Origin of the sequence: Methylobacter sp. Wu8 (assembly GCF_036440755.1) — a bacterium.
In the GTDB taxonomy this organism is placed as follows: domain Bacteria; phylum Pseudomonadota; class Gammaproteobacteria; order Methylococcales; family Methylomonadaceae; genus Methylobacter_A; species Methylobacter_A tundripaludum_A.
In genome coordinates, this window is sequence record NZ_JAZGVT010000064.1 from 85077 (window position 1) to 106470 (window position 21394).

The 21394-nt window shown below is 49.8% G+C and carries 22 protein-coding genes and 1 pseudogene; 15 read left to right on the forward strand and 8 right to left on the reverse strand.

Annotated features, from left to right (window positions below; all coding sequences use genetic code 11):
- Positions 1 to 302 precede the first annotated feature (302 nt).
- The 7 genes and pseudogenes from V3O24_RS10630 (at position 303) to V3O24_RS10660 (ending at position 7464) form a co-directional block, all read left to right on the forward strand.
- Positions 303 to 2330, forward strand: a complete 2028-nt coding sequence (locus V3O24_RS10630; RefSeq protein WP_331307217.1) for a type IV secretory system conjugative DNA transfer family protein — start codon at positions 303 to 305, stop codon at positions 2328 to 2330.
- A 356-nt stretch (positions 2331 to 2686) separates the two neighbouring features.
- A pseudogene (gene cyoE / locus V3O24_RS10635) lies at positions 2687 to 3565 on the forward strand (heme o synthase); the annotation flags it as partial.
- Positions 3566 to 3672: 107 nt separating this feature from the next.
- Complete coding sequence (locus V3O24_RS10640) at positions 3673 to 4698, forward strand: glycosyl transferase family protein (protein ID WP_331307218.1); 1026 nt, start codon at positions 3673 to 3675, stop codon at positions 4696 to 4698.
- A gap of 135 nt (positions 4699 to 4833) precedes the next feature.
- Positions 4834 to 6036 carry a phospholipase D family protein gene (locus tag V3O24_RS10645; protein WP_331307219.1) on the forward strand — a complete coding sequence of 401 codons (1203 nt, stop codon included), beginning with the start codon at positions 4834 to 4836 and terminating at the stop codon, positions 6034 to 6036.
- Between the two features lie 81 nt (positions 6037 to 6117).
- Positions 6118 to 6375 (forward strand): type II toxin-antitoxin system Phd/YefM family antitoxin, encoded by a 258-nt coding sequence (locus V3O24_RS10650; protein WP_331307220.1) that lies wholly within the window; start codon positions 6118 to 6120, stop codon positions 6373 to 6375.
- Positions 6363 to 6515, forward strand: coding sequence for a type II toxin-antitoxin system RelE/ParE family toxin (locus V3O24_RS10655; RefSeq protein ID WP_331307221.1), 153 nt, complete (start codon positions 6363 to 6365; stop codon positions 6513 to 6515). The genes V3O24_RS10650 and V3O24_RS10655 overlap by 13 nt, the downstream gene beginning before the upstream one ends.
- A gap of 127 nt (positions 6516 to 6642) precedes the next feature.
- Positions 6643 to 7464: an alpha/beta fold hydrolase gene (locus tag V3O24_RS10660; protein WP_331307222.1), complete on the forward strand. Its 822-nt coding sequence runs from the start codon at positions 6643 to 6645 to the stop codon at positions 7462 to 7464.
- Here V3O24_RS10660 and V3O24_RS10665 read toward each other — a convergent pair.
- On the reverse strand, positions 7436 to 8053 hold the full coding sequence (locus tag V3O24_RS10665; protein ID WP_104425379.1) for a PilZ domain-containing protein: 618 nt from the start codon (positions 8051 to 8053) through the stop codon (positions 7436 to 7438). The two genes, V3O24_RS10660 and V3O24_RS10665, sit on opposite strands and share 29 nt — an antisense overlap.
- 129 nt (positions 8054 to 8182) lie before the next feature.
- Between V3O24_RS10665 and V3O24_RS10670 the strand changes: the two genes are divergently transcribed.
- The 4 genes from V3O24_RS10670 to V3O24_RS10685 all read left to right on the forward strand — a co-directional run bounded on the left by V3O24_RS10670 (position 8183) and on the right by V3O24_RS10685 (position 12144).
- Positions 8183 to 8779 carry a hypothetical protein gene (locus V3O24_RS10670; RefSeq protein WP_331307223.1) on the forward strand — a complete coding sequence of 199 codons (597 nt, stop codon included), beginning with the start codon at positions 8183 to 8185 and terminating at the stop codon, positions 8777 to 8779.
- Positions 8780 to 8887: 108 nt separating this feature from the next.
- Entirely contained in the window at positions 8888 to 9310 is a 423-nt protein-coding gene (locus V3O24_RS10675) for an FKBP-type peptidyl-prolyl cis-trans isomerase (RefSeq protein WP_308556154.1), read from the forward strand.
- 174 nt (positions 9311 to 9484) lie between these two features.
- Positions 9485 to 11875, forward strand: coding sequence for a bifunctional 23S rRNA (guanine(2069)-N(7))-methyltransferase RlmK/23S rRNA (guanine(2445)-N(2))-methyltransferase RlmL (gene rlmKL, locus V3O24_RS10680; RefSeq protein WP_331307224.1), 2391 nt, complete (start codon positions 9485 to 9487; stop codon positions 11873 to 11875).
- Positions 11875 to 12144, forward strand: coding sequence for an acylphosphatase (locus V3O24_RS10685; protein WP_331307249.1), 270 nt, complete (start codon positions 11875 to 11877; stop codon positions 12142 to 12144). Before rlmKL ends, V3O24_RS10685 begins: the two co-directional genes overlap by 1 nt.
- Positions 12145 to 12176: 32 nt before the next feature.
- Here the strand turns inward: V3O24_RS10685 and V3O24_RS10690 are convergent, their stop codons facing one another.
- Both V3O24_RS10690 and msrP read right to left on the reverse strand, forming a co-directional pair.
- Positions 12177 to 12788, reverse strand: a complete 612-nt coding sequence (locus tag V3O24_RS10690; protein WP_331307225.1) for a protein-methionine-sulfoxide reductase heme-binding subunit MsrQ — start codon at positions 12786 to 12788, stop codon at positions 12177 to 12179.
- On the reverse strand, positions 12788 to 13732 hold the full coding sequence (gene msrP, locus V3O24_RS10695; RefSeq protein ID WP_331307226.1) for a protein-methionine-sulfoxide reductase catalytic subunit MsrP: 945 nt from the start codon (positions 13730 to 13732) through the stop codon (positions 12788 to 12790). Before msrP ends, V3O24_RS10690 begins: the two co-directional genes overlap by 1 nt.
- A 357-nt stretch (positions 13733 to 14089) precedes the next feature.
- Between msrP and V3O24_RS10700 the strand changes: the two genes are divergently transcribed.
- Together V3O24_RS10700 and V3O24_RS10705 are read left to right on the forward strand one after the other, a co-directional pair.
- Positions 14090 to 14854 carry a peptidoglycan-binding protein gene (locus tag V3O24_RS10700; protein ID WP_181049955.1) on the forward strand — a complete coding sequence of 255 codons (765 nt, stop codon included), beginning with the start codon at positions 14090 to 14092 and terminating at the stop codon, positions 14852 to 14854.
- Positions 14855 to 15006: 152 nt separating this feature from the next.
- Complete coding sequence (locus tag V3O24_RS10705; protein WP_331307227.1) at positions 15007 to 15465, forward strand: hypothetical protein; 459 nt, start codon at positions 15007 to 15009, stop codon at positions 15463 to 15465.
- A 168-nt stretch (positions 15466 to 15633) separates the two neighbouring features.
- On the opposite strand, the gene V3O24_RS10710 is transcribed toward V3O24_RS10705, so the two are convergent.
- The 5 genes from V3O24_RS10710 to V3O24_RS10730 form a co-directional block, all read right to left on the reverse strand.
- Complete coding sequence (locus V3O24_RS10710; RefSeq protein WP_104425371.1) at positions 15634 to 15927, reverse strand: type II toxin-antitoxin system RelE/ParE family toxin; 294 nt, start codon at positions 15925 to 15927, stop codon at positions 15634 to 15636.
- 2 nt (positions 15928 to 15929) lie between these two features.
- Positions 15930 to 16211, reverse strand: a complete 282-nt coding sequence (locus V3O24_RS10715; RefSeq protein WP_104425370.1) for a CopG family ribbon-helix-helix protein — start codon at positions 16209 to 16211, stop codon at positions 15930 to 15932.
- Between the two features lie 435 nt (positions 16212 to 16646).
- Positions 16647 to 16868, reverse strand: coding sequence for a VF530 family protein (locus V3O24_RS10720; protein WP_331307228.1), 222 nt, complete (start codon positions 16866 to 16868; stop codon positions 16647 to 16649).
- Positions 16869 to 16870: 2 nt separating this feature from the next.
- Positions 16871 to 17713, reverse strand: coding sequence for a PA4780 family RIO1-like protein kinase (locus V3O24_RS10725; protein WP_104425368.1), 843 nt, complete (start codon positions 17711 to 17713; stop codon positions 16871 to 16873).
- Positions 17714 to 17818: 105 nt separating this feature from the next.
- Positions 17819 to 19108, reverse strand: coding sequence for a TIGR03862 family flavoprotein (locus V3O24_RS10730; RefSeq protein WP_331307229.1), 1290 nt, complete (start codon positions 19106 to 19108; stop codon positions 17819 to 17821).
- A 155-nt stretch (positions 19109 to 19263) separates the two neighbouring features.
- On the opposite strand from V3O24_RS10730, the gene V3O24_RS10735 reads away from it, so the two are divergent.
- Together V3O24_RS10735 and V3O24_RS10740 are read left to right on the forward strand one after the other, a co-directional pair.
- Positions 19264 to 19593 (forward strand): cupin domain-containing protein, encoded by a 330-nt coding sequence (locus V3O24_RS10735; protein ID WP_331307230.1) that lies wholly within the window; start codon positions 19264 to 19266, stop codon positions 19591 to 19593.
- Positions 19594 to 19860: 267 nt separating this feature from the next.
- Positions 19861 to 21390 (forward strand): bifunctional GNAT family N-acetyltransferase/carbon-nitrogen hydrolase family protein, encoded by a 1530-nt coding sequence (locus tag V3O24_RS10740; protein ID WP_104425365.1) that lies wholly within the window; start codon positions 19861 to 19863, stop codon positions 21388 to 21390.
- The last annotated feature ends 4 nt before the right edge of the window (positions 21391 to 21394 follow it).

A 21394-nucleotide genomic window follows, 5' to 3' on the forward strand; every position in this document is an offset into this window, starting at 1 on the left:
TACCAACTGTTACTCCATCACGCCATGCGGAAAGCAAGGGCTGTCACCTAGGCACGCTGCTATGCTGTTTTTTTTGCATCATCCACAGCCATGCGCGGAAAATTCGGATATTGCGTAAGACCATGAATCGCCTGAAATAAAGCCAACCTGCCCGGCTATTACTTTGCTAATCTTCCAGCGTGGTTAAAGCACCAACACTCTATTTTGGTTGATTTTATGAGCGCTAATTAGGTATAAAACAGATAATTAAATAGTTATAAAATAAAGCCCAATTGGGCTTTTCTGTTTTTCTGGAGTAGGCGTTGTTCGTTTGGTTTATAGATGCACTAGAGTCGCTTGTCGGTATTTTCGTATGGATGCTAAATTATCCCTACCAGCTTTTTGGCGGTCTTTTACTGTTGCTTTTACGTCCGTGGACTTGGTTAACCCCCCCACCTTCGCACGCGCCGGCCTATGTGAAAAATCTACCTCCAGAAGCTCCCCAGCCTGGGACTGTTGCACCAGAACCTGCCGCGCCTGAGCCGGAAGCGGCAACACCGCCCCCTCAAGAACCGCAAAGAATAAGCAATCCTTGTGTGTTATACGATAAGGACCCTATGTTTTGGCAACGTTTCTTTGCCGAGAAGTCGTTCGGCGGAGCCTTGTTTGACGTTGCCGCAAGCGTTACCGTTGAAAAGAGAACAGGCTATAAATTCTCGCATTTAGGCGAATGGGAAGAAGTCGACCACACTTTTTACTTTGAAAAAGAGACGAATAAAATCGCCCTTGACCCGTCGGTCAGATTTAGTTTTTCGATGTATTATCAACTCTATCTGACAAAGCCCTTTCCAGAGGATTGGTTGGTTGAGTGTGAAAAAACGCTGTTAAAAATACAAACAGACTGGGAACTTAACGAAGATAACCGTAACGATTCCGATCATCCGCCGGACAAAAAACCATCAACCGCCAAACAAAAACAAGAAAAATGCGCGGAATTAATGCAGCAAATCAGGACCCGCGTCATTTCGCGCGGTTGGCTGCATCTTTTGCCTATTTTCGAGGGATCAATCTATCAAAGGGCCTGGATGAGCAGTCTGCAAGGACTGGCTGTATTCGAGCAGCCCTGGGGAGCGAGTATTCGCTTCGGCACGCTGGAAAACGGGGAAGAATTGGAATACTCAGGAGACATGTCTATTTTGACAGTCGCCCATACCGGCTCAGGAAAAACCAAAAGCCTTATTTTACCGAACCTTGCCACCTACACTGGCGGAGTGATGTGTTTAGATGCGACCGGTGAGCGCTACGACCAAACAGTAAGCTATCGCGAAGCCATGGGGCAAAAAGTCTGGCGTTTCGATCCTTTCGGAGATGATAATGCTGCCGCCTTTAATCTACTTTCCGTTGTGCGCCGCACTCCTGTAGATATGTGGGGGGATGCTGAAAAATTAGCGGCTGTATTCGCGCCTACCGGCAAGGGTAGCCACGTTTTTTGGAACGACGCGGTTCAAGAACTGCTCGCAGTCCTTATCTGTCATTGTATTTTGGATGCCGAGAGCCATGAACGGGCGGCTACGCTAAAAGACTTGATTGACACCGTAAACTCCGACTTCAAAAAATTGGAACGGATTTTAAAGTCTTGCACCAAATCAGAGGAAATCTGGTCGTTAGATACACACGCCCGAAACGTGTTGGGCATTATCAATGGAAAAGGCTATTTTACTTCAGTTCCTCAATCGCTGAAAAACGCCCTCAAGGACTGGAACAACCCTCGTTTACTAGCCAATACAAGCCGTACAGACTGGACGCCTGACGAATTGCTGAACGGATCGGCTTCTGTTTTTTTTGCGACAACGCCCGACAAAATGACGACGGAGGGAGCGATTATGCGAGCATTCTTCGAGGCTCACATCCTCGCCCTTTTGGCGGAGCGCCCGGCAACAAAACCGGAAAGTCCGCTATTATGCGTCTTTGATGAACTTCTACAGCTTCCGCCGCTTAAGACGCTAGAACAGGCGATGTTGGCCGACCATGACTATGGGCTACGCTTTTGGCTGGTCGTTTCATCAACGGCCGCACTGCATAATCACTATGGGAAGGCGATTAACACCATCATGGAAACGTGCAAAATCAAGACATTTTCCAACGCCAAGGGACAAGCGGCGAAAGACTTATCCAACCAACTAGGCTATGTAAAACACCCTCTTATGACCGCAAAAAGGCCGCTTATTACCGCGCCAGAGCTGGCGAGCGCGGAGTTTGAAGCGTTTCATGTTGTCATTATCACAGGCGCACCGCCCGCCAAAGTCAAAAAACACTTTTTTGAAAAATTAAAGACGGAAACACACGACTGAAATTGACAGTCATATTAGGCCGGAAGACACGCCGATAGTCCTTACGCGCTCAAAAAAACAGCTTTGAGCCTCCCGATTAAGCATCACGAAGCGCGGTACAGTCGTTACTCATTGGTGTTTTAATCGAGCGGCGAATCGGGTTTGCCCAACCCTTCCCCATCGTAAAATCCCTCTTGTTCACAACGTTTCCATGTAAACGTTGGCATGGCAACCTATTTCAATAATCAATCGTTCACTGTATTCTATACCTTAACCGATCACCGTTCCCACGCACCGCAGGATGGGCATCGCAATACCATTCCGGCGGTTTCGATAAAGAGCCGCACCCTAAACTAAAAGTTGGAATCTATTAAATAATGACAAGCGAATCACCCCGAGCTTCCTGGAAAAGTTATCTTGAGTTATGCAAACCCAAAGTGGTTGCCCTGATCGTTTTTACGGCTATTGCAGGGATGTTATTGGCCGTTCCCGGAATGCCGCCGATCGGCCTGTTTATCTACAGCAGCGTGGGGATCGCGCTGGCCGCAGCTTCCGCCGCCGCGATCAACCATTATATCGACCGCGAAGCCGATGCGTTGATGGATCGCAACAAACACCGCCCCCTGCCTAAAGGCGAATTAAGCTCCGCCAACGTGATTATTTTTGCGTCGATACTGGGCGTTACCTCGATGGCGTTGCTGATATTCATGGTCAACGCCTTGACCGCATTGCTGACTTTCTTGTCGGCGCTGGGTTACGCGATTATCTATACCGTCTACCTGAAACGAATGACCCCGCAAAATATTGTCATTGCGGGCGCTTTCGGGGCCACGCCGCCGATGCTCGGCTGGTGCGCAATGACCGGCGAACTGCATCCTCACTCGCTGTTGTTGTTCCTAATTATTTTCGCCTGGACGCCGCCGCATTTCTGGCCGCTGTCTATCGCCAAGCGTAAAGAATTCGCCAAAGTCGGCATACCGATGTTACCTGTCACGCACGGCGTGGAACACACCCGTCTGCACATTCTGCTGTATTCGCTGCTGCTGTTCATTGTTACCCTGCTGCCCTACCTGACCGGCATGAGCGGCCTGATTTATTTGTCCGCCGTGGTGCCGTTGGGCCTCGGTTTTATTTATTTCGCCATCTTGATGATGCGCAGGAAAGACGACAAAACAGCGATGCGGACTTTCTTTTACTCCCTGATGTATCTGACCCTGCTGTTCATCGCATTGCTAATCGACCATTATTTTAAACTTACCTTCGCCGCGACTGCTCCCGGCAGTCTTGCGGCATACACACCATCCCTGGCAATCGCCGCGACTGTTCCAGACAGTCTTGCGGCATACACACCATCCCTGGCGATATGACATTCACTCATCACGAACAAACACCGCACCCCGAACATCCGTTCGCGGAAACCATCCGCATCCTGGGCAAGGGCAAAAAAGGCTCACGGCCGCTAACTCAGGATGAAGCCTACCGCGCGATGCACATGATCCTGACCGATCAGGTGCAGCCGATCCAGCTGGGCGCGTTCCTGATGCTGATGCGGGTCAAGGAAGAAACCCCGGAGGAATTGGCCGGCTTCGCGCAGGCGGCACGGGAATCGTTTGATATTGCCGACAATAGCGTAAAAGTCGATCTGGACTGGTCATCTTATGCCGGAAAACGCCGGCATTTGCCCTGGTTTTTGCTGTCGGCTTTGCTGCTGACCAAAAACGGCATCACCGTTTTCATGCACGGCGCCAGCGGCCATACCGCAGGCAGGCTGTACACCGAAAACATGCTGGGCTATTTAGGCCTTAAATGCGCAAGCTCTATTGAAGAAGCCAAACAGCAACTCGAACAGCAGCATTTCAGTTATTTATCGCTGGAGCATTTTTGCCCCAAGCTGCATGAGATTATCGAACTGCGGCCGATACTGGGCTTGCGCTCGCCGGTCCACACGCTGGTGCGCTTGCTGAATCCGTTTGATGCGCAATACAGCATTCAGGGAATTTTCCACCCCGGCTATCGTCCCGTGCATCAACAAGCGGCCGCCCTGTTAAAGCAACCGCACATGTCGGTACTAAAAGGCGAAGGCGGCGAAACCGAGCGTAATCCCGATATGGAATGCCTGGTGCAAAGCGTACACAACGGTGAACTATCCGACGAAAACTGGCCTGCATTATTTCCTCGCCGCCACGTCAAACCCGAGCTGCTTGAGCCGGAGCAACTGACGTTAATCTGGCAGGGGAAAGTGGAAGATGAGTTTGCGACTGCTTCTATCATCGGCACGGCGGCCGTTGCGCTTAAGTTGTTGGGTAAGGCTGAGACGCAGGAACAGGCGCAGCAACTGGCGATTGATTACTGGTTGGGACGGAATAAGCAAAAATATGCAGGCGTTTAATACCCAGCATATGATTTATCCGCGATAGGCAGAAAACGGCTAATTCTGAACATTCTCATGTCTGTACTACTAGCTATATAGTTAGCCTCTCGGTCAACCAGATCCGCCTACCCACTTAATTAATAAGGAGTGACATTGAAAATTTTATACGAGCAATTACTGGTTAATGAGCTACGCAAGCTAATGGATGCCTCAAAAGAACGTATATGGATTGCATCACCTTATATTGGCGGTATTTGTGCAATTTCTCGTATATTAGGGAATAGGTGGCAAACAGCCCCGGAAATAAGTATCAGACTTTTGACTGATGTATATGAATGTTCGCAAATTTCATTTGAAACACTTGAAGCCTTCTATAAATCAGGATCAATTCAAACACTTCGTGGACTTCATGCCAAGATATACATCATTGATGATTCTGCGATTATTACCTCCGCTAATCTAACTGAAGCTGCGTTTAGTAGAAGATACGAAATGGGCGTCCTTCTTCAAGGTCAAGAAGCAAAAGAAGCAATTGCACAGTTTGACTTATGGTGGAAGAAAAAGTCGACCTCTGTTTCGCTCAAGATGATAAAAAAGATTGAATCAAAGTGCGCACCTGAATCGACCGAGCCACGAGATGGAAGTGGTCTTGACACCTTATGGGATTTGCCCCCACAAAAGAAAGATAAGCTAACCTCATCTGGCCAAGGAAAGCTCCAAGATTTCGACTATTTTGTCGCATGTTATAAAGACCTATCTGATATTTATAGCAGTTACCAGAGAATATTACCAAGTATCCCAATCTTTCTTGAGATAGATGGATTGCTTGACTATCTTTTTCATGAGGATAGTCAGCCCTCAAATAAGTATGCTCGAACAGAAGGTAATACTATCTTGCCTCCTCGAACTATCAAAAATATTGAAGCTGAAATTTTTCGTTGTGCGAAAAAGTACAAAAAATGGGTAGATGCCGGAAAGGATATTTCATGGAGATGGGATAGGTCGCAGATAATCCAGAATAGCCTTAGTCCGAAAGCAGTTCTTCAGATAGATTGGAATGGTCTTCGGAAAATTGCAGATTGCCTTAATTGCATGAACTCCCGCCCAGGCAACAAAGAAGGGTTTCTCAATCCAGAAAACAATAATCTCGATAATATTAGACGCAACCTATACATGCTGTTGCATGGAGAGGACGATATAAAAATCAGAATGGTGAAATGCAAAAAGGCATTAAAGTATTTTGGTGATTCAAGTGTTCAGGAATTGGTGGGGTTTTATTCCCCTGAAAAGTATCCGCTAAGGAACGGGAATTCCAATGCTGGTTTACGATACTTCGGTTATGATGTTTCTATTTAACTTCCAAAGAAGCCAAGGGCGATCCTGCAGAAAGAAATAAGCGTAAATGGCGCGCGATGCGCCCCTCCTACTAGGCTTTTTATGAAAATAGAACTCGTCACCACCCTAAAACGTCAGGCCACTAAAATTCTTGCCGAACTTCATGAATCCAAAGAACCTGTTTTAATAACCGAGCATGGTCAACCGTCGGCCTACTTGGTAGATGTCAATGATTATGAGCTTATGCAAATTCGTATGCGTCTTCTTGAAGGTATAGCGAGGGGAGAAACGGCCATTTTGGAAAATCGCACCTATAGCCAATCGGAAGCAACAGAAAAAATGGGCAAATGGCTCAAATAATCTGGACCGAGCTGGCTTTATTAGACTTGAATGGAATTGCCGAATACATTGCACTTGATAAACCTGATGCGGCACGCCGCTTGGTTAAACAGGTATTTTCCAGTGTTGGCCGTCTTGAGCAGTCCTGTAGGCAGGAATAAGCTGGTTCGAGCGACATAGAGGAATAGCGTTTCCGGCAATACACCCCTCCTCGCCAAGCCGGAAACGCCACCTCGCGCTATGCTTGGGTGGTCTTATTCCGGCCTACGGAAGTAGGGCAAACAAAACATGCCGACATTTAAACCCATGCTATCAATACTGCTAACCTACTTACTGCTCCTGCTGATCGTTTTTCTATTCCAACGAAAAATGATCTATTTCTCCGATACCTATTCGATTGAAGACCAACAGCAATTAGCCGATCAATCCAACCTGAAACTCTGGTCGACAACGGATGATTACCGGGGACTAATCGCCAAAACAGCCAACACGACCAACAAGGGCACAGTTATCGTTTTTCACGGCAATGCGGGTTCGGCAACCGACCGGACTTATTACCCGGACGCATTGGAAAGACTGGGTTACCGGGTCATCCTGGCCGAATATCCGGGCTATGCGGCCAGAAGCGGCGCACCATCGGAACAAGCGTTGATTTCGGACGGCATCCAAACCGCAAAACAGGCGTTAGATGATTTTGGCGGCCCTATTTTTCTGTGGGGCGAATCGCTCGGAGGGGGCGTGGCCTCTGGCATTGTGCAGAGCGGGCAGGTTCCGGTTAAAGGTATTGTTCTGGTCACGCCGTTTAGCCGCATGGCCGATGTCGCCCAGCACCATTACTGGTTTTTCCTGGCAAAATGGCTGATCCGCGACAGATTCGACAACATTAAAAACCTGCAAGATTATGCGGGGAACACCGCAATAGTGCTGGCCGAACAAGATGAAATCATCCCCAATAAATACAGCCTGAAGCTGTTCGAGTCGCTACGCCATCGCAAGAAACTCTGGGCGTTTAAAGCGGCGGGCCATAACACCCTGCCGCTAAGTCAGGAACTTCCCTGGTGGCGGGAGGTCATGCAGTTTGTCAGCGGGCAAAACGGGGTATCCCCTTAATCTCGGTTTTTTCCATATTCACATATTGCAAGCCGATCAATGTCCCGGCATCGGCGGTCTGCTCAACCCATATCAGTTTTATCTCGCCTTCAAGCCCCAGCCGCTCAAACTCAAACACGGTTATTTCGCCCGGCTCGACAACGACGGCTTCGGCAAGATTAATCATTAAGCCGTCCACCGAAACGTTGACGGTCGTAAAATCGCGATATTCGCCATTGAGCAGGATTCTGCCTGGAGCAACCATGTTTTTTCTATACACTTTTCTCTTGTACAGCTGATTATCGACGTCATAACTGACATTTTTAAACTCCAGCGCCAGCGATATATGATCCGTCAGCATATCAACCCTGACTACCTCGGCTTCACCGGCCAAGCGCATTTCAGGAAGATACAAATCGATGATGGTCGATGCCGACAGCATATTAAAAATGTCCTTGGCGTTGCTGCTTATCTGGTCGCCTTTCAATTCTGCAAGCACACCGGTCAACGAAAGGTCTTTAACGGTGATCTCACGCTCTTCTCCCCCCATATAAATCAAACCACGCGACATCAGGTTTTTTCGATAAGGCCGGTTTAACTCTGAATTCATCTGACTTTCCTCTTGATTATCCGTATTATCTTGCTGTACAAGGCTATCGACTGGAATTATAGTGTCTTTTCTATTGTAATTATTTGTTATCGCCCACATTATCGTGATTCCTACACAACTCGCCGCGTCATGAAAAAGCCATTAATCCTGTTCTTGTTACTCCCCCTGGCGGCCTGCGTGGCGCTACCGCCTAAAAACAGCGACAATATATGCTCCACTTTCAGGGAAAAAGAAGGCTGGTATGATGACGCTAAAAGCGCATTCGAAAAATGGGGCGTACCTATCCCGGTTCAAATGGCGATCATGCACCAGGAATCGCACTTTGTCGCCGACGCCCAGCCGCCGCGGCCCTGGCTGCTGGGATTTATCCCCCTGCCCCGAGAAAGCAGCGCCTACGGCTATGCCCAGGCCAAGGATGAAACCTGGGGCAGCTATCAGGACAAGTCGGCTGGCTGGGGAGCGGATCGCGAAGACTTTGCCGACGCCGCCGATTTCATCGGCTGGTACTGCAACATCAGCCACACCCGGTTAGGCATTTCGAAGCTGGACGCCAAAAATCTATACCTGGCCTACCACGAAGGGCACGGCGGCTATCAACGCAAAAGCTATTTGCAAAAAGCGGGTTTGGTACAGATTGCCAACAAAGTAGCCAAGCGGGCCAAGCTATTTCAAAGCCAATTAAGCGGGTGCCAACGTGATTTAGAAACCAAAGGCTGGTTTTTTTGATAAACTGCTCTTTTTTTTACGTTAATAATTACAAAAAAAGGATAGGTCGTGAGAAAAATTCAAACCCAAGCTATTTCAATTATCACCGTCATTCTTATAGGATTCACCATGTTTTCATTGGCCAATGCCACCACCCCTGAAGAAAATAAAGCCGCAGGCATAGCCTTTCTGGCGGAAAACGCTAAAAAACCCAATATCGTGACGACTGCAAGCGGCCTGCAATACGAAGTATTAGCGCCTGGAACCGGCACCGCTTCGCCTTCCGCCACCGATAGCGTTACCGTGCATTACAAAGGTACAACGATTGACGGCGAAGAGTTTGACAGTTCCTACAGCCGCGGCGAACCTGCCACATTCCCACTCAACAGAGTCATCTCAGGATGGACTGAAGGCGTACAACTGATGAAAGAAGGCGCCAAATACCGGTTCTTCATCCCGTCGGAACTCGCTTACGGGGAACAAGGCGCAGGCCGCGCAATCGGCCCGAATGCCGCATTGATTTTTGATGTCGAGTTGATCAAGATTCAGTAAAAAAAGCAGGCTAAAGGCGCAAGGCGAAGGGCAAAAAAGCCGTTACTTTGTGTCTACTGCTCAGCCTTAACCGTTAGTGCCGCCTATTCAAAGCCAGCTTTGAACTCCAGCGTTATTAAGGAGTCCAAAGCTGGCTTTGGACATTTTGCCCTTAGCCTTTTGCCTAAAGCTCTTATGCCCACCTATCAACTCTTTGCGACAACTCCCAAAGCGATGGAAACCATCCTGACCGATGAACTCCAAACGCTCGGCGTAAAAAACATCAAGGCCACGATGGCCGGAGTCGCTTTTCAGGGGGATTTGGAAACGGCGTATCGAGCCTGCCTGTGGTCGAGAACCGCAAACCGGATTTTACTGGTACTGAGCTCTTTCGAGGTTAAAAGCCAGGAGGATCTTTATAAAGGCGTACAAAAAATCGACTGGTTTGAGCATATCAATCCCGAGGACAGTTTTGCGGTGTCGTTCAGCGCGAAAAACTCGGCGGCAATTAACAACACCCACTTTGGCGCATTAAAAGTCAAGGACGCCATCGTCGATCAGATGCGGGCGAAGTTTCAAACCCGGCCCAGCATCGATACCGAACAGCCCAATATCCGCATCAACGTTTATTTGAACGGCGAAACCGCCCAACTGAGTCTGGATCTTTCCGGTGAAAGCCTGCATCGCCGCGGTTACCGGGATGTCAGCATCAAAGCCCCGATGAAAGAAAACCTGGCCGCCGCGATGCTGCTGCGTAGCGGCTGGCCCCAAATCGCCAAGCAACAGGGTTCGTTAATCGACCCGATGTGCGGTTCGGGCACACTGTTGTTGGAAGGCGCAATGATCGCCGCCGATTACGCGCCCGGCTTGTTGCGCGACTATTTCGGCTTTACCGGCTGGAAAAAACACGATGCACAGTGCTGGAAAAAATTACGCGCGGAAGCCGAACAACGTAAAAAAACAGGCCTGGAAAAACTGACGGTTATCGTCGGCTTCGATCAAAATCGCCACACCGTCAACACAGCCTTGGCGCATATCGCCAATGCCGGCCTGCAAAATAAAATCCATGTCGAACGCCGCGATATTGAAGACGCGGTGCCCGCCGAAAGCTGGAAACCCGGCCTGCTGATCTGCAACCCGCCTTACGGCGAACGCCTGGGCGACGAGCAGGAAACGGCCGAGTTATACAAAAAATTCGGCGACACGCTTAAAGCGCATTTTACCGGCTGGAAAGCCGCGATGATCATCAGCAACCCGGAACTGGGCTTTCGCTTGGGCATACGTTCACAAAAGCCGATTACCCTGTTTAACGGCGCGCTTGAATGCAAACTGTTACGGCTGGATATTGAGGAACGCAATTTCTTCATCCCAAAAGCCAAGACGCAGGAAGAGCGCATTGCTCAGGTGACAGAGATCAGCAAAGCGCAGGAACAGCGGATTGCTAACTCCGGCATAATACCCGTCGACAAAAACAATGCTATTGCCCTAAATAGTGTAAAGCCCTCTCCAGAGGGAGAGGGTTGGGTGAGGGGAAATCAAAATAAGGAAAAAAGCTTATTTGTATCCCCTCATCCCAACCTTCTCCCTGAGGGAGAAGGAGCCCCCCCTCTTACGTCAACCGTGTATAAAAGCGAGCTGGGTGCGGAAATGTTCGCCAACCGGCTCAAAAAAAACCTGAAAAAACTGTCCAACTGGGCCAAGCAAAACCGCGTCACCTGCTATCGGGCTTACGACGCCGATTTGCCGGAATACGCGGTCGCAGTCGATATTTATCAGGGAGAGCAAACCTGGGTCAACGTGCAGGAATACGAGCCGCCCAAAAGCATCGACCAACACAAGGCCGATCAACGGCTGGCCGGATTGTTGGCCGAAATCCCCCGCGTACTCGGCATCAGCCGCGACCAGGTTTTCCTGAAAATACGCCGCAAGCAAAAAAGCACCGATCAATACGAAAAGCACGGCGACCAGGGCCGCTTCCACATTATCGAAGAAGGCGGCTGCAAGTTGCTGGTGAATTTTGAAGATTACCTGGACACCGGATTATTCCTCGATCACCGGCCTATACGCCTGTTGATTCAACAACAGGCCAAAGGAAAGCGCTTTTTAAACCTGTTCGCCTACACCGGCAGTGCAACGGTGCATGCGGCAATGGGTGGGGCCAAATCGACAACCACCGTCGACATGTCCAACACCTATATCAACTGGGCAAAAAAGAACTTGGCGCTGAATATCAGCCAAGGAGAACATGAATTTATTCAGGCCGACTGCCTGGAATGGCTGTCCGCTGAAGCCGGGCAGCCCAGTAAACACTACGATTTGGTTTTCCTCGATCCGCCGACATTTTCCAATTCGAAGCGGATGAACGCGGTGTTCGACATACAAACCGACCATGTGCAACTGATTAATAACGCCGTTTCCTTGCTGTCGCCGGGAGGTGTCCTATACTTCTCCACTAACTTCAGACGCTTTAAGATCGACGAGCAGGCCTTGTCCGATTTGATTGTAGAAGACATCAGCGCGGCAACGATCCCGGAAGATTTTGCCCGCAACCCGAAAATCCATTATTGCTGGAGAATTAAAGAGTGATGCGTAAAGTGAAAATCCTGGTTTCAGGTCGAGTTCAGGGCGTGTATTTTCGCCTTTTTACCCAGAATAAGGCCAAGCATTTCGGCATCAAAGGCAGCGCCAAGAACCTTGCTGACGGCCGGGTTGAAATCATCGCCGAGGCCGGAAGCCTTGCTATTGAGAAATTTATCAAATGGTGCCACAAAGGGCCGATAACCGCCCGAGTCGATCATGTTGAAATCACTGAACTTGAACCCGGTGAATTGTTAACGTCTTTTGAAATAAAGTGAAAGGCTAAAGGCTAAAGGCTAAAGGCTAAAGGCTAAAGGCTAAAAAGTTTAGCGGTTCTCTTGCAATAAACAATAATCCGCATACCCAATAAAATACTTATCGCCACCGCATAAATCAACGGCTCGGTATAATCCTTTTTTACCAACCAGAAATAATGCACCAGAGCCGTCAACCCCGCCGCATACACCAGCCGGTGCAGCTTTATCCAGCTTCGTCCCAACCTTTTCTGCATTTTTTGGGTCGACGTTGCGGCCAGGGGAACCAGCAGCAAATAAGTCAGCAAGCCCATTAATATATAAGGACTTTTCGGCACCTCGTCTTTAAATGCCTCCCAGGACAGCGATAAATCAAGCACGATAAAAACCAGCAAATGCAGGCTGGCGTAAAAGAAAGCGAACAGGCCCATCATGCGCCTGAAGCGTATCGGCCAGCCCTGCCCCGTTATCGTTTTAATCGGCGTCAGCGCCAGACCTATGCACAAAAAGCGCAAAGCCCAGTCGCCAAAGCCGAAATGCAGGGTTTCTATCGGATTCGCGCCCAGTTGATCGTTGAATCCATCATTGACCAGCAGCGCAAATGGCGTCAGGCTCAATAAAAAAACGATAATTTTTATGGCCGCCCAGCTTTTTTTGCCAAGTGACATCAGAAATACTGCTTCAGGTCCATGCCGGAATAAAGCGCCGCGACTTCCTCGCCATAACCGTTAAACTTTTCCGTTTCGCGCTTCGGGGTAAAAATACTGCCGCCCAACACCCGCTCGCGGCTTTGACTCCACCGGGGATGAGGCACTTCTGGATTGACGTTGGCATAAAAGCCGTATTCGCCGGGAGCGCTTTTATGCCACGCGGTTTCCGGCATGGTTTCCATAAAACGTATTTTGACTATCGCCTTGATGCTCTTAAATCCGTACTTCCACGGCACGATCAAACGCAACGGCGCGCCGTTCTGGTTAGGCAGCTCATCGCCGTACATTCCGGTAACCATCATCGTCAACGGATGCATCGCTTCATCGATGCGCAAGCCTTCGACATAAGGCCAGTCTAAAACGCCGGAGCGTTGACCGACCATGATTTCCGGGTTATTCAGCGTGGTGAATTCGACAAACTTTGCTTTCGAGGTGGGCTTAAATCGTTTCAACATGTCGCCCAACGGAAAGCCTATCCACGGCACCACCATCGACCAGGCTTCCACGCAGCGGAACCGGTAAATGCGTTCCTGCACAGGATTGTCTTTTAGAATATCCTCCAGATTATAAACGCCCGGCTTTTCCACCTCGCCTGTAACTTCAACAGTCCACGGCGCGGTTTTTAAGGCTTTGGCTAAAACAGTCGAATCTGTTTTATTGGTGGAAAACTCATAGTAATTGGTGTAGTTCGCGACATCCTCGCGATCGGTGACCTGTAACTTCGCCGAATAAGGCCCGACCGGCGCATCGGCGTATTTTCCCGTTGCCGCCTGCCCCGGACTTGGCAGCATAAACCCCGCCGAAAGCGCAGTCGCCGTCTTGATAAACTCTCTCCGGGATTCAAAAACCGCCCGGTCAGTAATTTCGCTGCTTAAGATGTTTGATTTGGTTTTGATTAACATGCTCAATCCTTTTGTTGCGGACGTTTACACTAAGGAGTTTAAATCATACATCAAGCCGCTTTAACATCACTACTATTGACAGCCAAAGAAAACCATCCGTTTAATTGAACGTATTTATATATTTTCGGCAATTTCTTATGTTAAATCCAATCGCCATTGGCAAATCGACCTTGGCGGCGTAGACTGACTGCTAATCAACATACCCGTTCAATTCCCTTTAAACATCTTTCGACTCTGCTGTCTGACATTCAAAACCAATGAGAGCGTGCCGTTTGCTAGCCGATTATAAACAAACGTAAACAATCCCAAACACGGGTAACCACAATTAGATACTTACCATATATTTAGGAGAACGCAATGAGTCTAACCAGCCTTACCCAAGCCCCCTCAAACATTAACCCAGGCGTACAATCCGCCAAACTGCAAACCATGTTGACTCTACTCGGCAGTCCGCGTTCTTCCTTCGATGTCGACTGTCAACCTGTTACCAATGCAACACTAAAAAAGCTAATGGTACTTGAAGATGTCGGCCCTTTCCGGGTAACCGGACTAAAGCCTGCGGTCGATGATCTACGAAAGATTTTTGCCGATGTCAAAGCCAACGATAGCGAGCTGTACCAATCACTCGGAACTGCCGGCATGTTATGTTGTAGGCTGGTTCGCGGCACCAAAACGGGAGCCATCAGCAATCATTCCTGGGGAACCGCTATCGACATCAAGATCAACGACCAGCTTGACCGACGCGGTGATAACAAGGTGTTCACAGGATTGATCAGACTGGCGGCATTTTTTAATACTCACGGCTGGTTTTGGGGAGCCGGCTTTGGCACTGAGGACGCCATGCATTTTGAAGTTGGCGATGCCCGAATTAGAGAATTTTACACCACGGGCCGTCTAGGCGGACGCACGGTTTCTGTGCCGGACGCAGCCTTCACTATCGGCGATCGCGGCCCGGAAGTGCGCCGTCTGCAGGAACGACTCAATGCTTTTGGCGCAGAGATGAAGGTGGACGGCATCTATGGACCTGCTACCCATGCAGCGGTTATCGCGTTTCAAGCAGAGAAAGGTCTCAAGCCGGACGGTATCCTCGGCCCCAAAACCGCCGCCGCATTGGGTTTGTGAGACGGCTTTACAGAACAAAGTTCTTGGCGCTCTCTCAAATTGCCGTCTTGCTCAGTTTGTTATCAGCGCCAACGAGCGTAAAACCCGGCACAGTACTTCAAAGCCATTATATTTCTTTGGAACAGAAAGCCTGCCGACCGCTTGTCGGATCTATGCTTACCCGTTACGCTTCCCAAGGCCTTTCGGTTGTCGACTGCCCTGTTGTGATAGCTACAAAGCCTGTGCCGATAGACTTGCTGGTGGTGTCATCCGATGAGCGTTCATGGATCGAGCTTATTATGGGGGACACGGCTTGGTCGAGCGAGGATGAAGTTGTCTATGAGAAACAAAACCAGTTCGGCTACTTTCCCAATGTCGGAGCGGCTCCAGCGGAAATATTGGCCGATAGTGCCGGCACCGCAATGGGCTTAATTTTCCGCGTTACCGCCCAGAATCCTGATCGTCAATCATTGAATCCCGGCAAAGCAAACGCCTCGCGACTGTTTACTCTCGGCTTTCGGAAATCGGGCGTGTGTTTTCTCGGCATCACTCAGGACAATACCGAAGCGCGCAGATTGATGGAATCGAGCACATCCTGTCTGCGGCTATTAAAGTCACACTCTTTATACTGAGGCTTGTCCTGACAAACCGTAGGCTGGGTGAAGCAACACAAACCCCTGATTTAATGCGAACAATGCTGGGTTTCATTGCATTCAACCCAGCCTACTGTGCTGAGGCCAGATATAAAAATTCATTAAATGGACACGGCAAGGTGCAATCAGTAGCTCATACTCATTGCGTTAACTGCATTCCCATTTACCCGGCCTATTCTGTGCCTCATGAAAAACGCGAAGTATTTGAATTTCGTTGTTAACGATTCGATAGGGCAAGGTATAGGGAAGTCCCGGTATATGCCACTCTAAAACGTCTTCATCATCGGTAACATGCCCGATAAGCGGCTGTTCGGTCAGCATCAATAAAGATTTTTTTATTCTTTCGGAAACCATTTTAGAAGCGCTAGGATTTTCCTTGGCAATGTATTGTCTGATTTCCTTTAAATCTTCTTTTGCGGATGGCAGTAAAACAAACCTCATGTTTACTTGTTAGGGAATATATCGGGTTCCGGCGCCGGCAGTTCGTTTTCATTCCCCCATGAATCCAACCAATCCAGGGTAGCTTCTTGAGAGACAAAAATACCTTTGTCCGCTTCTTTCTTGGCTTCTTGTATGGACTTAAGCTTCCATTCGGTTTTTTTCACATATTCGGCTATTGCTTTAGTTGCAATTTGCGCTTGCGAACGATGAGAAATTTTACTGATTGTCTCAAGGCTTTTCTTTAGATCATCCGAAAGCCTGATTGAAAGTTGCGTAGTAGTCATAGCGTTTATACCGAATGTGGTTAAATTGTAAGACACTCGCCTACACTGTCCGTTTTTTTTATCGTAGTCAACTGTATTTTTCTAAATGAGTGTTTTCAGGCAAAGCTCGGGAAATCGAATATTCATATAAGCCTAGAAAAATCAGTTGAGCATTCCAAACCCCGTTCGCCCTGAGCCCAGTCGAAGCCTATCATGAGTTTGTCGAATGGGGTGAGCGGGGTTTGGAATGCTCACCAAATGGGTGAAGCGTAAAATCCGCTCATGCTTCGACAAGCTCAGCACGAATGGATTTTACGCGTTCCAACTGATTTTTTTAGGATAAACGCTTACCGACATTGGTAACGTCTGATCGAGACCACAAGCCGACTTTGAACGACCAAAGCAAGCTTTGAATTCCAATATCGGAGTTCAAAGCTTGCTTTGCAACACCAAAAATCACCCAGTTTTTTTTGCCAAATACAGCTCTTCAACCTGCTTTCTGGCCCAAGGCGTCTTTCTTAAAAATTTCAGACTCGATTTGATACTGGGATCGTGATTAAAACACCGGATGTCGATCAGCCTGCCCAGTTCGTCCCAGCCGTAATCGGCTACCAGCTCTTCGAGTATCCTTTCCAGGGTAATGCCGTGCAGCGGATTTCCCGGTTGTTGGTCACTCATGGCTAATCTTCCCGTTCATAACGCCGTTGCAGCGCTTCGTCTCGTGCATCCTTGATTTCCCGCATAATGCTGCGAACATCCGCCACTTTGGTGCTGCCCTTGAACCGGCCGGTCAATTCGACTTGCGGCGTCAAATCGCCGCTCTCGTAGAGCTTCCATATTTCTTTACCGTATTGGGTAGTGAGCAGCTCGGGCGCAAAGCGGCCGAAATAGTCGGCCAGATTGTCGACATCACGCTCCAGCATTCTGGCCGCATTGTTGTTCGCCGCCGCATCGACAGCCTGCGGCAGGTCGATGATGACCGGGCCGTTGGCGTCAACCAGTATGTTGTATTCGGAAAGGTCGCCATGCACCAGCCCGGCGCAAAGCATCCTGACCACTTCCTTAATCAGCAAGCCGTGGTATTCAAGCGCCTGTTCCCTGGTCAACTCAAGGTCGTTAAGCCGGGGCGCGGCGCTGCCGTGTTCGTCGGTCACCAACTCCATCAACAACACGCCCTCGACGAAGTTATAAGGCTTCGGGACGCGCACACCGGCGGAGGCAAGACGATATAACGCATCGACTTCGGCGTTTTGCCAGACCTCTTCCTGCTGCTTCCGGCCAAAACGGGTGTTTTTTTCCATCGCGCGAGCCTGACGGCTGTTCCGCACCTTGCGCCCTTCCTGATACAGGGCCTGCTTGTGGAAACCGCGTTTGTTGACGTCTTTATAGACTTTGGCGCAGCGTATCTCGCCTTCGGAAAGAACAACGTAGACAGCCGCCTCTTTACCGCTCTTTAACGGACGAATAACTTCGTCGACAAGACCATCCCGCACCAACGGTTCAATACTTTTTGGAGTTTTCATAGCCGCCCTTATACGCTGCCCTGGTAAAAGTTAAAAATATTAGCGACCTTTTTCTTCAACATAGACTTTGATCCGGTAATTTTTTCGTGCATATTCTAGTGTATTTTATGCCGCTGGCGTCGACAGGTTTAGCGATTTGCCTTTACAGTCACATTGCAACCAGGCCAATACGCCCTCTCCTGCAACTCGCCCGCCGGCAAAACAGGCGGTTAACAAATAGCCGCCGGTCGGCGCTTCCCAGTCCAGCATCTCGCCGGCACAGAACACGCCCGGCAACGAACGTATCATTAAACGCTCGTCCAGCGCATCAAAGCTGACGCCGCCCGCGCTGCTGATGGCCTCGTCAATCGGCCTTGCCGCAACCAGCTTAACCGGCAGCGCCTTGATCGCCTCGCAAAGACGTACCGGATCGTCAAAATCCGCTTTCGGCAAAACTTCCCTCAGCAATGCGGCCTTTACGCCGTCGATGCCGATGCGCTTGCGCAGATGATTCGCCATGCTGTGTTTGCCGCGCGGCGCTGAAATCCTGTCGATCAGGAACTGTTTGTCCTTGCCGGGAGCAAGATCGAGATAAACCGTCGCCGTTCCTGTCACCGCAATCTGTTCGCGCAACAATACCGACATCTTGTAAATCAGGCTGCCCTCAACGCCATCTGCCGTCACGACCAATTCGCCCTGCTCGCAAAATTTAAACCCGGCCGAATTGGTAAAAGACGCCTGCACCGACTTCAACGGCTGCCCGGCAAAACGGCTCTGAAAAAACTCGCTCCAGCCTACGTCGAAACCGCAGTTTGAAGGCTGTAGCGGTTCAACCGATACCCCGCGTTGAGCCAGCAGCGGCACCCACGCGCCGGTAGAGCCGAGCCGCGCCCAACTGCCGCCGCCCAAGGCCAGCACCACCGCATCGGCGCTGACAAGCTTCTCTCCCTCCGGCGTTTGAAAGCGCAGCATCCGCCCGCTCCAGCCCAGCCATCGATGCCGCATATGAAAGCTGACGCCGCCGATACGCAAGCGATGCAACCAGGCGCGCAACAAAGGCGCGGCCTTCATATCGGCTGGAAACACCTTGCCTGACGAACCGATGAAAGTCCCGATACCCAAACCCTGCACCCAGGCCCGCAAAGCCTCGGAGCCGAAAATGTCGAGCAGCGGTTTGATATGAGCCTGGCGAGAGCCGTATCGCGACAGAAACTTATCGAACGGCTCGGAGTGCGTAATATTCATCCCTCCTTTTCCGGCCATCAAAAATTTACGCCCGACGGACGGCATCGCATCGTAAAGATCGACCTTCACGCCCGCCCGGCTTAAAACTTCTGCGGCCATCAATCCGGCAGGGCCGCCGCCGATAACCGCGACAGTCCGGCGCTCGCATCGGTTATCTTCCGGTTGCGGCATTACGCCTTGTAAATTTATCGATGCGTTGCTGATTTTCTTGCTCTCTACAATTAAATTGATTATTTTTCCATGACTTGCAGAGTATCTGCATGCGAGGCAAATCATTATACAATACCATCCAGCCACTGAATTCATAAAATCAAAACCACAATCGCATGAATCCTGCTAACGACAACTTTTTTAAAAACATACCGGACCCACTGCCGGAAGAACTGATTGAATGCCTCTTGAATCGGGATAATGTTCGGATTGAGCGCATTATATCCCAAGGCCATATTACGCCGTCCGGGCAATGGTACGATCAGGATGGGGACGAATGGGTCATGCTGCTTCAGGGAGAGGCGATTGTTCTGTACGAAAAAGACCATCAAACCTTCCATCTGATGCCCGGCGATTACCTGCTGATTCCCGCCCATACCCGGCACCGGGTCGAATGGACTCCGCCGGACATTCATACCATCTGGCTGGCAGTTCATCTGCATTGAAACAAATAAAAAGCCACGCGCTCCTTAAGGAAACGCTGATTTAGCCCTTCGACAGGCTCACCACGAACGGTAACATATTGATTTCATTAGTGGTTAGCCTGTCGAACCATGAACGGAAGCATTTTGTTCAGCGCTTCCTTAGAAACCGAAGCGCAAGCGGCCCGCCCTACCCGCTGAAGATTATTTCCGCCATTTAGCCCTTTCTCCAATCCGTTTAAATACGCATTGTCATAAATCCGTCAAAAAGCAGGCTTATACTTTTTGACTATGAAAAAGGACAAGATTAAAAAGCATAAGCTTCTGCTGCGTCATCTAACGCTTGATGACTACGACAACATCGCGGTTCTGATGGAGCATGTCTACGGTAATTTGGGCGGGGCCTGGAAGAAAGACCAGTATGCCTCCCAAATCACCCGCTTCCCCCAAGGACAAATCGTTATTGAAGACAACGGCCAGCTGGTCGCCGCCGCATTAAGCATGATCGTTGATTATGCCCGCTTTGGCGATACCCATACCTACGCCCAAATTACCAGTAACGGTTACCTGACTCATCACGACCCGATGGGCGACACCTTGTACGGCGTCGATATTTTTGTCCATCCAAAGTATCGGGGGCTGCGCCTGGGCCGAAGATTGTACGATGCGCGCAAAGAAATATGCCGGAACCTGAATCTGCGCCGGTTTATCGCCGGAGGACGGATTCCCGGCTACGCCAAATACGCCGACACTTTAACTCCGGTGCGTTATATCGAGGAAGTCAAAAACCGGGAAATATTCGATCCGGTACTCTCATTTCAACTGTTTAACGGCTTCCATGTGCGCAAGCTGCTGACCGGCTATCTGCCTGTCGATGCCGAGTCGAAGGGATTTGCTACCCTGCTTGAATGGGTCAATCTTGATTATGTCGACAAAACGCCCTCGATCGGCGGCTCCAAAAACATTATCCGCTTGGGCGTCGTGCAATGGCAGATGCGGACCCTGACCAGCGTCGAGGAATTGCTCAAGCATGCCGAATTCTTTATTGACGCGGTAGCCGGCTACCATGCCGATTTTGTGCTCTTTCCCGAATACATGAGCGCGCCGCTGATGGGATTGTTTAATGACAAAAGCCCTCCCGATGCGATTCGCGCCTTGGCCGGTTTTACCAGCGAAATAAGAAATGGCCTGCTGGAAATGGCCATGTCTTACAACATCAACATTATTGCCGGTTCCATGCCCGAGTACAGCGCGCATGAACTCTATAACGTGTCGTGGCTGCTCAGGCGCGACGGCACTTTCGAAGCCCAATACAAAATCCATGTCACGATTGATGAAGTCAGTTGCTGGGGCGTTCAAGGCGGGAATGCATTAAAAGTATTCGATACCGATTGCGGCAAGATTGCGGTATTGATCTGTTACGATTCCGAGTTCCCGGAACTTGCCCGCTTGGCGACCGTCCAGGGCGCGCAAATCATTTTTGTGCCGTTCTGGACCGACACCAAAAATGCCTACCAGCGGGTGCGTTATTGTTCCCAGGCCCGCGCGATTGAAAATGAATGTTTTGTCGCGATTACCGGCAGCGTTGGGAATCTGCCGTATGCGGAGAATATGGACATCCAATATGCGCAAGCCGCCATTTTCAGTCCCAGCGATTTTTCGTTTCCGCATGACGCCATCTTGGCGGAAGCCACCCCCAACACCGAAATGACGCTGATCGCCGACGTCAATCTGGATTTGTTAAAACAAGTTCGTACTCGTGGCGCCGCTCGCAATCTCGCGAACCGGCGCGCTGATTTGTATCGCTTAGAGTGGATTTAAAAAC

Excerpts from the sequence above, each read along its gene's own strand:
- V3O24_RS10710 (WP_104425371.1), bottom strand. The coding sequence starts at position 15,927 with ATGAGGTTTGTTTTACTGCCATCCGCAAAAGAAGATTTAAAGGAAATC.
- V3O24_RS10640 (WP_331307218.1), top strand. The coding sequence starts at position 3,673 with ATGACATTCACTCATCACGAACAAACACCGCACCCCGAACATCCGTTC.
- V3O24_RS10685 (WP_331307249.1), top strand. The coding sequence starts at position 11,875 with ATGCGTAAAGTGAAAATCCTGGTTTCAGGTCGAGTTCAGGGCGTGTAT.
- V3O24_RS10660 (WP_331307222.1), top strand. The coding sequence starts at position 6,643 with ATGCCGACATTTAAACCCATGCTATCAATACTGCTAACCTACTTACTG.
- V3O24_RS10725 (WP_104425368.1), bottom strand. The coding sequence starts at position 17,713 with ATGAAAACTCCAAAAAGTATTGAACCGTTGGTGCGGGATGGTCTTGTC.
- V3O24_RS10730 (WP_331307229.1), bottom strand. The coding sequence starts at position 19,108 with ATGCCGCAACCGGAAGATAACCGATGCGAGCGCCGGACTGTCGCGGTT.
- V3O24_RS10700 (WP_181049955.1), top strand. The coding sequence starts at position 14,090 with ATGAGTCTAACCAGCCTTACCCAAGCCCCCTCAAACATTAACCCAGGC.
- V3O24_RS10690 (WP_331307225.1), bottom strand. The coding sequence starts at position 12,788 with ATGTCACTTGGCAAAAAAAGCTGGGCGGCCATAAAAATTATCGTTTTT.
- V3O24_RS10715 (WP_104425370.1), bottom strand. The coding sequence starts at position 16,211 with ATGACTACTACGCAACTTTCAATCAGGCTTTCGGATGATCTAAAGAAA.
- msrP (WP_331307226.1), bottom strand. The coding sequence starts at position 13,732 with ATGTTAATCAAAACCAAATCAAACATCTTAAGCAGCGAAATTACTGAC.
- V3O24_RS10670 (WP_331307223.1), top strand. The coding sequence starts at position 8,183 with ATGAAAAAGCCATTAATCCTGTTCTTGTTACTCCCCCTGGCGGCCTGC.
- V3O24_RS10675 (WP_308556154.1), top strand. The coding sequence starts at position 8,888 with ATGTTTTCATTGGCCAATGCCACCACCCCTGAAGAAAATAAAGCCGCA.
- V3O24_RS10655 (WP_331307221.1), top strand. The coding sequence starts at position 6,363 with ATGGCTCAAATAATCTGGACCGAGCTGGCTTTATTAGACTTGAATGGA.
- rlmKL (WP_331307224.1), top strand. The coding sequence starts at position 9,485 with ATGCCCACCTATCAACTCTTTGCGACAACTCCCAAAGCGATGGAAACC.
- V3O24_RS10735 (WP_331307230.1), top strand. The coding sequence starts at position 19,264 with ATGAATCCTGCTAACGACAACTTTTTTAAAAACATACCGGACCCACTG.
- V3O24_RS10650 (WP_331307220.1), top strand. The coding sequence starts at position 6,118 with ATGAAAATAGAACTCGTCACCACCCTAAAACGTCAGGCCACTAAAATT.
- V3O24_RS10705 (WP_331307227.1), top strand. The coding sequence starts at position 15,007 with ATGCTTACCCGTTACGCTTCCCAAGGCCTTTCGGTTGTCGACTGCCCT.
- V3O24_RS10740 (WP_104425365.1), top strand. The coding sequence starts at position 19,861 with ATGAAAAAGGACAAGATTAAAAAGCATAAGCTTCTGCTGCGTCATCTA.
- V3O24_RS10720 (WP_331307228.1), bottom strand. The coding sequence starts at position 16,868 with ATGAGTGACCAACAACCGGGAAATCCGCTGCACGGCATTACCCTGGAA.
- V3O24_RS10665 (WP_104425379.1), bottom strand. The coding sequence starts at position 8,053 with ATGAATTCAGAGTTAAACCGGCCTTATCGAAAAAACCTGATGTCGCGT.